At 37.0% G+C, this 13,649-nt stretch carries 15 protein-coding genes; 6 read left to right on the top strand and 9 right to left on the bottom strand.

Features of this window, described 5'->3' with window-relative positions; translation table 11 throughout:
* Positions 1-318 precede the first annotated feature (318 nt).
* Positions 319-1,587 (top strand): MFS transporter, encoded by a 1,269-nt coding sequence (locus tag QNH48_RS12805; RefSeq protein WP_283955248.1) that lies wholly within the window; start codon positions 319-321, stop codon positions 1,585-1,587.
* Positions 1,588-1,643: 56 nt separating this feature from the next.
* Here QNH48_RS12805 and QNH48_RS12800 read toward each other — a convergent pair whose 3' ends face one another.
* Positions 1,644-2,684 carry an ATP-grasp domain-containing protein gene (locus QNH48_RS12800; protein WP_283955247.1) on the bottom strand — a complete coding sequence of 347 codons (1,041 nt, stop codon included), beginning with the start codon at positions 2,682-2,684 and terminating at the stop codon, positions 1,644-1,646.
* Positions 2,685-2,856: 172 nt separating this feature from the next.
* Between QNH48_RS12800 and QNH48_RS12795 the strand changes: the two genes are divergently transcribed.
* Complete coding sequence (locus QNH48_RS12795; protein ID WP_283955246.1) at positions 2,857-3,534, top strand: SOS response-associated peptidase; 678 nt, start codon at positions 2,857-2,859, stop codon at positions 3,532-3,534.
* A gap of 42 nt (positions 3,535-3,576) precedes the next feature.
* Here QNH48_RS12795 and QNH48_RS12790 read toward each other — a convergent pair whose 3' ends face one another.
* Entirely contained in the window at positions 3,577-4,071 is a 495-nt protein-coding gene (locus QNH48_RS12790; protein WP_283955245.1) for a flavodoxin domain-containing protein, read from the bottom strand.
* A gap of 223 nt (positions 4,072-4,294) precedes the next feature.
* Between QNH48_RS12790 and QNH48_RS12785 the strand changes: the two genes are divergently transcribed.
* On the top strand, positions 4,295-4,618 hold the full coding sequence (locus QNH48_RS12785; protein ID WP_283955244.1) for a hypothetical protein: 324 nt from the start codon (positions 4,295-4,297) through the stop codon (positions 4,616-4,618).
* 221 nt (positions 4,619-4,839) lie between these two features.
* On the top strand, positions 4,840-6,390 hold the full coding sequence (locus QNH48_RS12780; protein WP_283955243.1) for a metallophosphoesterase family protein: 1,551 nt from the start codon (positions 4,840-4,842) through the stop codon (positions 6,388-6,390).
* Between the two features lie 35 nt (positions 6,391-6,425).
* Here QNH48_RS12780 and QNH48_RS12775 read toward each other — a convergent pair whose 3' ends face one another.
* The 4 genes from QNH48_RS12775 to QNH48_RS12760 form a co-directional block, all read right to left on the bottom strand.
* Positions 6,426-7,085, bottom strand: coding sequence for a YfjL-like protein (locus tag QNH48_RS12775; protein ID WP_283955242.1), 660 nt, complete (start codon positions 7,083-7,085; stop codon positions 6,426-6,428).
* 131 nt (positions 7,086-7,216) lie between these two features.
* The gene (locus QNH48_RS12770; protein WP_481858496.1) at positions 7,217-7,534 is read right to left on the bottom strand and encodes a metal-sensitive transcriptional regulator; all 318 of its coding nucleotides are present in this window, start codon (positions 7,532-7,534) and stop codon (positions 7,217-7,219) included.
* A gap of 176 nt (positions 7,535-7,710) precedes the next feature.
* On the bottom strand, positions 7,711-8,448 hold the full coding sequence (locus QNH48_RS12765) for a GTP pyrophosphokinase (RefSeq protein ID WP_283955241.1): 738 nt from the start codon (positions 8,446-8,448) through the stop codon (positions 7,711-7,713).
* A 29-nt stretch (positions 8,449-8,477) separates the two neighbouring features.
* Positions 8,478-9,137 carry a TetR/AcrR family transcriptional regulator gene (locus QNH48_RS12760; protein WP_283955240.1) on the bottom strand — a complete coding sequence of 220 codons (660 nt, stop codon included), beginning with the start codon at positions 9,135-9,137 and terminating at the stop codon, positions 8,478-8,480.
* A 262-nt stretch (positions 9,138-9,399) separates the two neighbouring features.
* On the opposite strand from QNH48_RS12760, the gene QNH48_RS12755 reads away from it, so the two are divergent.
* Together QNH48_RS12755 and QNH48_RS12750 are read left to right on the top strand one after the other, a co-directional pair.
* Positions 9,400-9,561 carry a hypothetical protein gene (locus tag QNH48_RS12755; protein WP_165979054.1) on the top strand — a complete coding sequence of 54 codons (162 nt, stop codon included), beginning with the start codon at positions 9,400-9,402 and terminating at the stop codon, positions 9,559-9,561.
* A 282-nt stretch (positions 9,562-9,843) separates the two neighbouring features.
* On the top strand, positions 9,844-10,020 hold the full coding sequence (locus QNH48_RS12750; RefSeq protein ID WP_283955929.1) for a YuzK family famiily protein: 177 nt from the start codon (positions 9,844-9,846) through the stop codon (positions 10,018-10,020).
* A 39-nt stretch (positions 10,021-10,059) separates the two neighbouring features.
* Here the strand turns inward: QNH48_RS12750 and QNH48_RS12745 are convergent, their stop codons facing one another.
* The 3 genes from QNH48_RS12745 to QNH48_RS12735 form a co-directional block, all read right to left on the bottom strand.
* Complete coding sequence (locus QNH48_RS12745; protein ID WP_283955239.1) at positions 10,060-10,797, bottom strand: protein-glutamine gamma-glutamyltransferase; 738 nt, start codon at positions 10,795-10,797, stop codon at positions 10,060-10,062.
* A 107-nt stretch (positions 10,798-10,904) separates the two neighbouring features.
* Complete coding sequence (locus QNH48_RS12740; protein WP_283955238.1) at positions 10,905-11,156, bottom strand: hypothetical protein; 252 nt, start codon at positions 11,154-11,156, stop codon at positions 10,905-10,907.
* A 150-nt stretch (positions 11,157-11,306) separates the two neighbouring features.
* Positions 11,307-13,607, bottom strand: a complete 2,301-nt coding sequence (locus QNH48_RS12735) for a PKD domain-containing protein (RefSeq protein WP_283955237.1) — start codon at positions 13,605-13,607, stop codon at positions 11,307-11,309.
* Between the last annotated feature and the right edge of the window lie 42 nt (positions 13,608-13,649).

The raw sequence follows: 13,649 nt of genomic DNA, 5'->3' as shown, positions 1-13,649 counted from the left end.
AAGGAACTGGCTTTTTTAATTAGCATTATTACCAAAAGGGTAAAAATTATAGAAAAATTAACAATTATCCCTTTTATATATTGTACAATAATGATAGACATACCATTAATTCAAGTAAGCCAAATATGCTATTTCATAAACACAGCTCATTTCCATCAATGCTAAAGGAAAGTTAAATAATTGGGTGGCCATTTGTAAAAGTTGTGATGAGGCCGCATATATTTATTTTAAAGAGGAGTAAATTCAGGTTACAAAAATGTAGAAATAATCCAGGAGCTTTTAGCATTTTAGTTTACAAGTAAATAGGAGGAAAACTCTATGAGTCGATTGACGAAGCAAGAAAAGAGCTGGGTTTTTTATGATTGGGCTAATTCTGCTTACTCCATTTTAATTACAACAGCCATCTTTCCCTTATATTTTAAAGCAGCTGCAGATAGTGCAGGTCTTGCAGGGTCTACCTCTACTGCGTATTTGGGATACGCAAATTCCTTTGGGACACTCCTCGTTTCGATTTGTGCACCGATTCTAGGAACTATTGGGGATTTTAAAGGCTTAAAAAAGAGGTTATTTACCTTTTTTGTGATTCTAGGTATTGCCTTTACGGCACTGTTGGCAGTTGTTCCGACTAATCAGTGGCTTATCCTCTTAATCTGTTATATTATTACCGTCATTGGCTTTGGAGGAGCCAATATCTTTTATGATGCCTTCCTTGTAGACGTTACGAGTGAAGAACGGATGAATAAGATATCCGCACGCGGGTTTGCTATGGGCTATATCGGAAGTACTATTCCTTTCATTATCGGTATTGCTCTCATTCTATTATCTCAACAAGGGGTTCTGCCTTTATCAGTAACCGTCTCCACGCAAATAGCCTTTGCAATCACCGCGATTTGGTGGGGAACCTTTACGATTCCAATGTTAAAAAATGTTGAACAGGTCTATTACGTCGATCGGGTTGCAAAACCGATTTCTACCAGCTTTAAAAAAGTATTTCTAACTCTTAAAAGGATAAAAGCTTACCGTCCTTTATTTCTATTCCTTATTGCATATTTCTTTTATATTGATGGCGTTCACACGATCATCACTATGTCCACTGCCTATGGAACTGATCTTGGGATATCATCTACAAATCTGTTAATAATTCTTTTTGCTACACAAGTTATTGCTGCTCCGTTCGCTATGCTGTATGGAAGGCTGGCAGATAAATTCACAGGAAAGAGAATGTTATTAGTTGGCATTTTTATTTATATTATTATTTGTATCTATGCTTATTTTATGAAAACAACCTTAGATTTCTGGATTTTAGCGATGCTTGTCGGTTCCTCACAGGGCGGGATTCAGGCTCTTAGCCGTTCTTATTTTGCGAAGCTGGTACCGAAGGAAAATGCTAACGAATTTTTTGGATTCTATAATATTTTTTATAAATTCGCCTCTATTCTTGGGCCGGCTTTAGTTGGATTTACCGCCCAAATAACTGGTAATACAAATGCTGGTGTATTTAGTTTAGTTATTTTATTTATCATTGGCGGAGCCGTTTTACTGCGAGTTCCTGAAACCACTGAAAAAATCCAGGTAATTAATAAATAATGACATAAACCAACAACGCCTTGGGAAATTACCCAAGGCGTTGTTGGTGTTAGATATTACGCAAAAAGATCTTTATCAAGAATCATTTCCTTCTCGAGATGACTAGCCCGAATTCCAAATCTTGGCTTCAACTGGCCAATTTCTTCACCTAGCAATAATTTTATGGCTAGGTAAGGAAGGTTCAGTCCTGTTAAACAGCTAAAATGCATGCCCCCGCTCATTCGGGGATTGATTTCGAGCAGCTTAGGGATACCCTGATTATATTTAACTTGAATATTAAAGATAAACGGTATAGGAAAGTGTTGATGAAACCGATGAGCAAGTTGAATAAGCTCATGGTGATCTAAGATTTCTCTAATCCTTCCATCCCCCTTCATCCTGGGTATGGCAGCGTACAGCTGCTCAGTCGATGCAACACAATCAATGCTGAATTCCGGACCCTCTAAATACTCTAGCACCATTAAATCTGGGAAAACCTCTTGCTGGCCTAAAATTTCACATGCGTAATGGTATGGGAGGCGACGGCTGCTTGCCCTTCTAAACAGCTGGTCAATACTTTCAATCCGATCCTCAATAACGCGAAAACCAGTGGCTCCTTCACCAACAACAGGTTTAAAACACACTGTATGTCCTTTATCCTGCAAACATTGATACGCGGTTTTGAAATCGTTGATATTATTAACAACATAAAAATCTGGTATCGAAACAAGTTTTGCCCCATTCTCTTCCTTTTGCATGATGGAATGGTAGGCAGCTGCTTTATTATCCAGTGTCTCCATCAATTCTGAGTCTGGACATACCAACACCTTCACACCAATTGCTTCAAAATCAGCCAGCCTCTTTGCGATTCGAGTATTCTCTTTTCTAGGGATGAAAATATCAATCTTATGCTTCTGACAAAACTCCAGACAAAACTCAATATATTCCTCACCTGACACGGTAGGTTCTGTAAAGGCATAATCACAATACTGTAAATAGAGAGCGTCCTTATTCGAATGAGTGCCGAAAATCTCAAACCGGCGTCCCTCCTCATTCCCACGAATCAACTCCATAAAATGCGTAACCGTCGTAAACCACCTATTAAACCAAATTCTCATACGTAACCTCTTTCATGTTGATATTCATAGTAAAAACCTTAAACATTATTCGCCTATAATTTCCATTTTATACATTACACTATATAATTCGATGTATAATTGGTGATACAATGTATAAATGGTGACAACTACGTTGTCACTTCGGTGACAGGCACCAAAGGGGGTTTTGAAAATGTGTGGACGATTTACGTTGACGGCTACGGTTGATCAGTTGATTGATCGGTTTGATGTGGAGTTTTTTCTGCAGGAGGAGGAGTATTTGCCTAGTTATAATGTGGCTCCTTCGCAATCGGTGTTAGCGGTGATTAATAATGGATCGCATAATAAGATGGGGTTTTTACGTTGGGGGTTAATTCCGCCCTGGGCGAAGGATATGTCAATTGGTTATAAAATGATTAATGCACGTGCCGAGACTTTATCTGATAGACCAAGCTTTCGTAATGCCTATAAGAAAAAACGCTGTTTGATTGTGGCCGATAGTTTTTATGAATGGAAAAAGGTTGATAGTAAGACCAAAATTCCGATGAGAATTAAGCTGAAATCAAATGAATTATTTGCAATGGCTGGTCTCTGGGAGAATTGGAAATCCCCCGAAGGAAAATCAATTTATTCTTGTTCGGTGATCACCACGAGTCCGAACAAGCTGGTTCAAGACATCCATGACCGGATGCCTATAATCTTAAAACCTGAAGATGAAAAATTTTGGCTAGACCCTTCTATATCAGAGACTAATAAGCTTCATCACTTACTTAAACCACTTGAGCATAGTTTAATGGAAGCCTATGAAGTGAGTCCTTTAGTTAATTCACCAAAAAATAATTCAATCCAACTGATTCAAAAAATCTGTTAAGCCTATAAAAAATACCTGACCCCATGGGGAGTCAGGTATTTTTTATACATGAGCAAAGGTTGAATTAATTTTCATCACAAAGGTCATGATTGCCGTTGTATCTAAATTCGAGGTATCCTCGGTAACACCACTCACTTTTTTAACTATTTGCCTTTCAATAAAGTTCATTTTACTGACGAGGAATTCTCCCCCGAAAATACCGTTTGCGATTGAAACTTTCCTTAATTCCTCTGGAAAAGCGAGATCGAATTGCTCAATAGCTATTTCGCCATCATGCCAGCAGCAGAGAAACAGGCCCAGCTTTTTGGTTAACAACTCATCATGATGCTTGCCGATAAAATGCTTAATTTTCCCTTGAATACTGCCGGCATGTATCGAACCGCCGATGATCACGAAGTCATACTCGCTTACATCAAATGTAATTCTATCCCTTTTTAAATCGACAGCTAATACTTCTCCTTCCATCCACTCACTCAGTAATTGGACAGCTTTTTCTGTTGTGCCATGAGATGAGCAATAAACAATCAATGTCTTCATAAATCATCCTACCCTCCATGGGAAAATTTTCACTTACAAATGAACCATATACGTACGACCTTTTGATGTCTTACCTTAATTATAATGCAGTAAATATAAATAATCGGAATAAATATTGGCAATATTTCTACAATTCAATCCCCAATCACCCTTTTCTTTTGTCATACTTTTCCCTAAGTAAGCGAATATAATGTTGGTACAAAAATTGATCTGAGGTGATAAAATGAATTCCTTAACCTTACCAATCATCTTGTCAGGTCCTATTGTTCGCAGGGCAGAACCAACACAAATCACGATTTGGATTGCGACGAGCAAAAGGTACCGAATTCATGCAAAAGTGTTTCGTATCACTTCAAATAAGGATACCGAATTATTTGAATACCATGGGTTTCATGCAAAGTCCGAAACCAATACGATACATATGGGGAAACAACTATTTGTCCATTTAATTAAACTAACGCCTTTAAGCGGAACCTTTCCTATGGATACCTTACCTTACTTGGATATAATATCCACTTCAAACAAGGCTCTGAACTGCATAATTTAAATACTCTAGGATTCCTTTCAAAAGATAACCCACACTCCATTGTCTACGGTAATCTTGACTATCCTGCCATTTATCTTAATAGCTCGGACCAACATTGCAATGTCCTCTATGGATCATGTCGAAAGCCTCATGGGGATGATGACGATACACTCACAACAGCTGACCTCTTACTAGAAAAAGAATTTAATAATCTTACAGTACGTCCAACTACACTCTTTCTTATGGGAGACCAAATTTATGCAGACGATGTAGCAGATTCTTTGTTTCCGGTTATTACTACATTCGAAAAAGAATTAATAGGTTCGGGAGAGAAGCTTGAATTAATTGATAACCGGCTTGCGAATGAACCCTTTCAAGCTGCATTAAATCAAGTCAACGGCAGAAAATACATTATAGAGAACTATTGCCATTTCACCTCTTCACATGCCAACAACCACCTAATGAAATTCGGAGAGTATGCTGTAATGTATCTGCTCTCATGGAGCCCTCAACTCTTTGAATCAGCACAAGAAAATAACCTTTTTGAATTCTTCGATGAACTATGCAATAAACAACAAGTATATTTTGTTTTCTCTGATGTAGAAAGATACCCAAAGGATAATAAACTTGAAAATTCTCGCCTTTATAACCGTTATACAGAGCAACAGGAAACAATGATTTCATTTCAGCAATCTCTTTATCGGATCAGACGGCTCCTGGCAAATATTCCAGCCTACATGATGTTTGATGACCATGACATTACGGACGATTGGAATTTATCCTATATGTGGAAGGAAAGTGTCAGAAACTCCTCCTTAGGGAGTCATGTAATTGCCAATGGCTTGGCAGCATATTGGGCCTTTCAAGGATGGGGAAACGCACCTGAATCCTTTGATGACGGCTTCATCTGGATAATGAAAACTTATTTTAATAGTCTTTCCCTTGGAAAAATAGATGCGAACCGTGAGGAATGGAAAGAAACTCTATGGAACTTTGATTCTTGGCATTTTGTTGCACCTACAATCCCTAATGCGCTATTTTTGGATACACGTACCCAAAGGGAATATGATAGTGAACCTAGACCTGAAAAATTTGGTCAGCTAATAGAAGAAACCGTATGGGCTCCACAATTGCTCAGCAAAAAAGGCTGGGACAATGTCACAAGCAGCCTATTTAACAGCCGGTGGAAAAGCGGAAATCCATTGATTATTGTTTCACCAACACCCCTTTATGGATTAGGTCTTATTGAAACGTTTTTACATGATTATGTTTACCCCTTGAGAGTGCTGGGAGTTAATGTCCATACTAGTTTTGATTTTGAAGCTTGGAAGTACAATGGGAGGGGATTTTCAGAATTCCTCAACCAGGCGGCCACCTGGAAGCCTAGTAGGTGTATAATTTTATCAGGGGATGTACATCATGCATCCGCTGTGAAAGCAGCGGTTTTCTTTAAAGATGGCCGGAAACTAGCTATTAACCAATTAACCAGCTCACCAATGAAAAATATGAGTTTTGGGGGAGTTTGGGGAATTTTGATGAAACCAATAATGGCACTAAATTCTTTAAAAAGAAAAAACAACAATATTAATCGGATATGTACTCCTTCTTATTACATCAAAGAAGTTGAAAAAGAAAATCACTCAACCTCCTATTTATGGAAGGATGAAGTAAGCTACCAATTACTAGAAAATAATTCTATCATTGAAACCAACAATAACCTTGGCTTTCTTATGATTAGAAGGCGCGGATTAAAAAATCTTTTACTGAATCACACTCACAAATTATTACAATAGAAAACTTGAGAGATAGTGCACCCTGTATGGGAGCACTATTTTTCAATAATATCCCCTTCTTCTGTAATAAAAAAGACCTTAGCCTGTTCATCCATTTCATTTTCATAGTATCGTACCTCAAATAGTACAGGGAACCGAGCTTCTTGTAAAAATTGACTAAGTTTCTTCATTTTCTGTAATTCGTTATTTTGGTTTATTTTTGACCAATTTATCCTTATATCAATAGGAATAGAGGTAGTGAGGATTGAAACGTTTATTTCTTCATAGGTAGGAATATTCGGACCAAGGATTTCTCCTTTGTCCTTGATTTGCTGTGCTTTAAACATTCCTTCGTCCAAATCTGGAAAAAGTTCTTTGATTTGAGTTTTGAGGTTTGTTGCTAACTCACTATCCCACAATACTTTCGGATAATTATCGGAGTAACCACGCAAGGAATCAGCATCTTGCTCAATGATAAATAAGAGGTTCGAATGATCCTTAAGATAGGCATATCCTTGGTAGGTTTCGCTTAAAAAATTGTAATTCATTTTCGTAAGGACAAATTCATTCTGATATTTTTCCGTTATATAGTTCTGCATATTTCCTTCTTGCTGTTCTTTTCCCCAAGGAGTCCCGTAAAATACTGTATAAGCATAAAAACTAAAAGTTAGAATGAGTCCTGCAAATACCATTAGGATGATCTTCGTTGCCTTCATATTCCTCACCTCTTAATTATCAGAATATTATAACTATAATATTCTGCACCGTTTTTTCTTATTCCTTCTAGCAAAAACAATAAATGGAATAAAAAAAAGACGTACACTAAGTACGACCTCGAGGAAGACTATTATTTCTTCATTAATTTGTGTATCGTAACCAGGACCTCATCTAATACCTCATGGTCCCCTTCTTGAATTCTTTCAAGCACACACGATTTGAGATGGCCTTCTAACAGTAGTTTGGCAACGCTATTAAGTGCCGATTGCGTGGCTGAAATTTGCGTAATCACATCATCACAATAAGTATCCTTTTCAATTAAACCTTTAATTCCACGAATTTGCCCTTCAATTCGATTAAGTCTAGTAACAAGATTACTCTTCACCTTATCGGAATGATGGCTTTTTCGGTGGCTGCCCTCAATACTGCAGCAGGATTCATTATTCATTTCTTCATCAATTTCATGTTCAAAAGACATTCCCATCACCTCATTTTTTGTCATTATATCATACCCCCCTATCGTAAAGCGATAGCACAATCTTATTCCTAAAAAAGAAAAACTGACACTAAATGTCAGTTTTATTTTGACCATAAAGTATTAACCAGTTTTTTTAACAGATTCTGTTATTTAATCCCGAGTTTTTCTTCCATAAATGTCTCTAATAATTTCAATTTGTTGTTTCCAATGCCAATTGGCAGACGCATATCCTCAGCTTCGTCAGCAAGTTTCATTTTCTTGATTTCCTTATGAAGATTTTCCATTTTATTGTCCAACATTGTAGCCATTTCGGCTGTTGTTTTTAATTCATCAAGCATTTTTTGAGGAACTGCTTTGTTATATTTATAATAAATTTTATGTTCTAAGCTTGCCCAAAAGTCCATGGCAATGGTACGGATTTGAATCTCAACACAGGTTAATTCCTCACGATCGGACATGAATATCGGAATTTCCACAATCATATGCAAGCTTTGATAACCATTTGGCTTTGGATTTTTTATATAATCCTTATATTCTAGAATTCGAATGTCTTTTTGATTGGCAATCATGCTGCTTATTTCATAAATATCTGAAATAAACGAACAGGTTATTCTTATACCTGCTATATCTTTAATATTTTCCTTCATAGTATCTAGGTTGAAATCCAACCCTTTTCGCTGAACTTTTCTGAAGATACTTTCAGGTGATTTTAATCGTGTTTTAACATGTTCTATTGGATTATAATCATGAATATAATTAAATTCATCTTTAAGTATATTAATTTTTGTGGTCATTTCATCTAAAGCAAATTTATATGCCATCATAAAACGAGTCAATTCAATTTTGATTGCTTTTAAATCCTTCATATCAAGGGTCTTTTCCATTTCTATCGCTTACATCCTTTCGGAAATCGTTACTCTTCTTTTGTTACAGTTTCATTTGTGCGTAATTGTTTAATGACTTCTGGTGGAAAAATTAAACGGCATATCACCTTAGCTACTTCACGATAATCTGTCTGATCCCCACTTTGTTTCATTTTCTCATGGGCATGCTCGGCCAAAATCATCACTGACCAAGTAACGGTATTTAAATCTAAATCTTTCCAAGTTAAATCATTATCGTATGCCCTTTTTAATCCAGAAAGAATCCTGGTAAAAATCTTTCGTTTTGCGGCTTGTAATACCTCAGCAAATTCTTTATCTTTAGCTAGTAATTCAGGAACAAGTCGCTGCATGCCCATCTTTTTAAGACGCTCATCATGCAATTCTAATAGTGAAGCTAACATACTTTCTGGATTTGAAACACCCCATTTTGGTTCAGGCGGCATTAACATCTCAATTTGATTTTCTAACAAAGACATTAATAGCTGTCGTTTATCCGAAAAGTACCGATAAAAGGTCCCGGTTGCAACCCCTGCATGTGCGGCGATTTCCTTTGCTGTTGTATGCTCAAATCCTTTTGAAATAAATAATTCATGACCACTTTTTAATAACAAATCCCTTTTTATTTGGGCACGTTCTTGCTTTGGAATTTGTGGAAACTCACCAACCAGCTGGTCTTCTCGGTCTGACATTTTTCTCACCTCATAAATTATTATACCACAAAAAATAAATATTGAACCATAGTTCATGTTCCCATTGACAGACTCACTTTAACATGTAATACTTGAACTATAGTTCATGTTATTTCAATCTATGTTCACACCCCTTTGCAGTCGATTGTAAATAACATGAACAAATTATATATTTTTTGGTTTTCTGAGACTTTTTACTCGCTTTTTTTGTTTTTATTCATATATAATATTTTATAATTAACTTTGGAAGGTGTTGATTAATATGGCAAATCAATCTGATAAAAAGGATATCTCAATCAACTCAAGTGTTTCACTAAAGGGAATTGTAAAAGCCATTTTCAACGATACCGTACACGTACAAATTGGCGGCAAGATTATTACACTGCCAAAAGCTGATTTCATGTTAGATAAATCTATGAATTAAAAGAATTTCATTCGCAACCCATAACAAGAAAGCCCATTGCTGCAAATGCAATGGGCTTTCTTATGTATAGATAAAGACATTACAAGCTCTTATTGGGAGGATATGGCTCCTATTTTAAGAACGTAAGAGTTATATTCACGAGTATCCATGTCACGAAAGCTGACAGCCAGATATGCTGTTTTTTCGACTTTGTATGGAAATATTTGTAGTGCTATCATTGTAATTGTGTTACCCATAAAGCCGTTAAAGCGGTAAAAACCGGAGGGATTCATTATCCATTATTTGAAACTAAAGTACACAAATGAAATGGAAAAAGCGATGTTGAGTGCACATGGAGTATGTTATGAAGAATATAAAAGAAAATTAAATGTGAGAATGGAAGTTGAAAAACGGCGTGAACTGGATTATCTAATCAGCAAACGGCTTAGTGCGGATTTCGACGGAAGATTACACGGTTGATATATAAGAGGAGCTTCCATAACGGAAGCTCCTTATTTTTTAACGTAATAGGTTAATCGTTCTATAATTTGGCCTTGTGATCATGCGCATAAGATAAGCAGATTGCGTAGGATTCTCTTTTCTCTTTCCATTTAAGAAGTTAATGATGGTCTTAGAATCTCTAATCCCAACTCCATGCCCAAAGAATTTATCATGACCAAAGAAGATTACATTTTCAGCTCTCCACCAAGGCTGTTTTGGGTCAAATTCAGGATTTTTAAAATGTAAGACATCACCAATGAGGAAATCCTCCCCATCTTTTTGATATACAGGAAGATCCTCGTCAAATTGCCAATCCATTAAATATAGATTTCTAAAATACGTATTAAATGCCCTCGGTCCAATGGTATACAGGGCAGCGATGTACAAAACAATCGCGATTGCTGTTGCACATTCAAAAGCATATAACTTTCCATTTTTCACTATATCCTCAATTCCTTCAGAGGGATTGAACCCCTCACGTAAAAGAAACCCTCCGTTCGGCAATCGATACCAGTACTTCCTGTTGGGAAAGGAATAAGCAAAAGTAGTAAACTTCGCACCACTTTTATCTAAGGCCGTTGCAGCCTTAATTGTATTTACTCGGAATAATAATTCAAATTTCAATTGTTGTAGTGACGAGTAATAATAAACCACATGATAACTCACCATTTGCTTCAAAATTGCCCTTTGCTCATTATTCGTAATTTCTTTTTGGAGATCCTCTAGCCCTACAATCACACCATTTATACTAATCATTTGATACCTCCTTTCTACACCATATGAGCCTTTTCCTAGTTACATGCCGAAGGCTTCAAGAAAAGAGCCAGATTCCTATGATAAAGGACCTGGCTCCGAATTGTTTATTATTTCTTTATAAACTGGACGATGATAGCACCTACAAAGCTTCCGATTGCCGTTACACCAAAAAGCAAAAAATACAGCCGTTCCGCTAAGTCAGCCATCCCCTCACCAGGAAAAAACTCCGCCTTTCCATAAATAACAATGGCGGCCAAAAATAAAATGATTGATGGAACCCAAACCATCCAGCTGGGATTAACCTTTATCAATAAGAACGGGATGACCATCCCTATTATAAATAATATTAAGAAAAACATAACTTCAACCTTTCCAAAACCTTTTATATATTAGACGAAGAAATAATATTATTCGTTTCGTTTAAGATATTGGAAGAATGTTTTATTTCAAACAGGGTAAAACAACTGGAAAGAAATATTATCACTTTCCAGATAAAGTTTTTTTGCACTTTATCTAAATCTTCTTACTTCTACTTTAGTAAGTTCTCCACCTGAAGTAGAAACAATTTTTAAAGTTCCAGCCCTAACTATTGTACCAGGTAGTCTTGCTGTTCCTCTGAAAGTCCAAGCTCCACCAGCTGCATTTCCTGGAGCCACTGATGTGGAACCGATTTCTATCGGTCCTGAACTTGATTCTAAATAGATAGTAATTTTTACACCTGGCCCCGCAACAGTTGATGTGCCACTTACTCTCCATTGAGAACCACGAAGTTCTGCATTCGTAACTGTTAATGCATCTTTTATAGTTATTATTTTTACTCTATCTGTATCTGTGCCACCTGGTCCCGTAACTGTAAGTTCAAATTCCCATGTACCTATTGCATTATTATTTTCAGCACTGTATACCTTAGGTACAACAATCGTTGGCTTAGCTGTGTTAGCATTTGTAATAGGAACCGTGCTACCAGATATTTGTTTCCAAGAATATTTGATCCCTTCTCCTTGTGAAGATCCGCTTCCATCAAGCGTTATTGTACTACCTTGAGCGACATCTAATCGGTCTTCTCCTGCCTCTGCTGAAATGGCGTCACCAGCTGGCTTGTTTACAGTGACTGTTACATCATTTATAGTAAAAGACGTACCTTTTTTGGAGGTAATTGTTAGATTAAATTTTATAGCCTCTGATGTTTTCCCTTCACCTGGGTCTGGCGCTTTGAATTTCGCAACCGCTGTTTCTCCATCTGTTAGTACAACATCAGGACCACTTGCTTTGGTCCATTTATAGGATCCAATTGGTCCCGTAGACTGCGAGGCATCAAGAGTAACTTCTTCTCCAGCAACTACATTCTGGTTCATTAAAACGTTTGGTACAATACTTTCTGACTCGAAAGTACCGACTTTTACATCAACAGGGATTGTGACTCTTCCCAATTCTAGACCATAAGGACCATCTTCATCTCGAATCCTGGTGGATTTTACTGTAATGTTTGGCGGGATATAAGTCGGATTTTTTATTATCAAATATCCATTCTCATTAAAATCCCCTGATAACCCAAGTACTGAAAATTTTATAGGATTTACTTTGTCACTTGATTCTGCAAAAATGGTGAGAATCTTATCCTCCCCTTTTATGTCATATTCTGCTGTAGAAGTTATTTTATCATCTGGAGTAATGGTTTTTACACTATCTGGATTGTCTGTCTTGTTGGTAACAGTTAATTTCGGTGGCGTATTTCCCTCGAAAGAAATACGGGCAAAATATTGCCCATTGCTTCCAAATAAATTAACTGGATCCATACCAGTTGCTGATACTTCAATGTCCTGCTGTTCTGTTTCTTCTGTCGATGAAAAGACATCAATTGTTCCCCCGTTTTCTGTTAGGCTGTATGTAGCCCGTGTAACATCGACACCTGCATTTGTAGCTTTTTTACCCATTAAGCTAAATAAATCGGTTTGGATACAGTTTTTCCCACAGTAGTTAGATGAATTTTCATCAAGGCCATCTGTTAGTCCTGAATGTTCATCTCCTACAATTCTAAAATAGTTTTGTTCTTCACCTTTTTCATTAACATAACCATTTTTTATAGTATGATCTTGATTTGGATCTCCTACATATCCTACTGGTGCCTTTGTACCTTTGTCATCCCATTCCAAGAAAGTTCCAATTCGGCTCTTCATGGCACCCTCAAATCCACCATTTACCCCAATGTCTTCAACAAATCTAATCTCTCCAACATCTGGTTCATCCTCATCCTCTTCTACTGCGGTAAATTTATCAATCCCATAAGGATGGTAAATCGTATATTCACTTCCTGTTGCTATACCATCAATTCGAAAACGTACCCGCCCGAATACAATTTGGTCTCCATCCAGAGGTTCCTCATTCGCCCATGCTGCTTCCAGTGCAAAGGTTGCAATCGCTCTTCCTCCATTAGGCAGGTCAATCTCTGAGCCAGCTAGCTGATAAAATAGTTCAGCTGGAAAGTTATCGTTTATAAATGAAATCGGTTTAGTTGGATCTGGTATCTCTGCCGGATCCAAAGCACAATATGGATCATCTACATCCGCACAAAGTTCAAGTCTGAGGCCATTATAGTCCTTATACCACACGGGGTAACCAAAGTCTTCATGAATTGGTCCGACTTTTTGTAGTTTATGAATATCCTTATTTGGTATTACTAATTCAGCATTTGCACCATTCATCCCAAATTCCGCACTACTTATAACAATTAAGGTAGTCAATAGTACGAGTAAAAACTTTCTTATAGGCGATTTCTTCCTGACTTTTCTTGTTAATCCTCTTGGCAACATTAGTAGCAGCCCACCTTTGTAATTTTCTTTTACACTATTTTC

This window comes from Neobacillus sp. YX16, from assembly GCF_030123505.1.
Taxonomy (GTDB): Bacteria; Bacillota; Bacilli; order Bacillales; family Cytobacillaceae; genus Neobacillus.
This window is presented reverse-complemented; position numbering and strand designations above follow the sequence as displayed.

What these genes read in the sequence shown, in the direction of transcription:
- QNH48_RS12805 (WP_283955248.1), top strand. Translation starts at nt 319, where the DNA reads ATGAGTCGATTGACGAAGCAAGAAAAGAGCTGGGTTTTTTATGATTGG.
- QNH48_RS12800 (WP_283955247.1), bottom strand. Translation starts at nt 2,684, where the DNA reads ATGAGAATTTGGTTTAATAGGTGGTTTACGACGGTTACGCATTTTATG.
- QNH48_RS12795 (WP_283955246.1), top strand. Translation starts at nt 2,857, where the DNA reads ATGTGTGGACGATTTACGTTGACGGCTACGGTTGATCAGTTGATTGAT.
- QNH48_RS12790 (WP_283955245.1), bottom strand. Translation starts at nt 4,071, where the DNA reads ATGAAGACATTGATTGTTTATTGCTCATCTCATGGCACAACAGAAAAA.
- QNH48_RS12785 (WP_283955244.1), top strand. Translation starts at nt 4,295, where the DNA reads ATGAATTCCTTAACCTTACCAATCATCTTGTCAGGTCCTATTGTTCGC.
- QNH48_RS12780 (WP_283955243.1), top strand. Translation starts at nt 4,840, where the DNA reads ATGGGAGACCAAATTTATGCAGACGATGTAGCAGATTCTTTGTTTCCG.
- QNH48_RS12775 (WP_283955242.1), bottom strand. Translation starts at nt 7,085, where the DNA reads ATGAAGGCAACGAAGATCATCCTAATGGTATTTGCAGGACTCATTCTA.
- QNH48_RS12770 (WP_481858496.1), bottom strand. Translation starts at nt 7,534, where the DNA reads ATGAATAATGAATCCTGCTGCAGTATTGAGGGCAGCCACCGAAAAAGC.
- QNH48_RS12765 (WP_283955241.1), bottom strand. Translation starts at nt 8,448, where the DNA reads ATGGAAAAGACCCTTGATATGAAGGATTTAAAAGCAATCAAAATTGAA.
- QNH48_RS12760 (WP_283955240.1), bottom strand. Translation starts at nt 9,137, where the DNA reads ATGTCAGACCGAGAAGACCAGCTGGTTGGTGAGTTTCCACAAATTCCA.
- QNH48_RS12755 (WP_165979054.1), top strand. Translation starts at nt 9,400, where the DNA reads ATGGCAAATCAATCTGATAAAAAGGATATCTCAATCAACTCAAGTGTT.
- QNH48_RS12745 (WP_283955239.1), bottom strand. Translation starts at nt 10,797, where the DNA reads ATGATTAGTATAAATGGTGTGATTGTAGGGCTAGAGGATCTCCAAAAA.
- QNH48_RS12740 (WP_283955238.1), bottom strand. Translation starts at nt 11,156, where the DNA reads ATGTTTTTCTTAATATTATTTATAATAGGGATGGTCATCCCGTTCTTA.
- QNH48_RS12735 (WP_283955237.1), bottom strand. Translation starts at nt 13,607, where the DNA reads ATGTTGCCAAGAGGATTAACAAGAAAAGTCAGGAAGAAATCGCCTATA.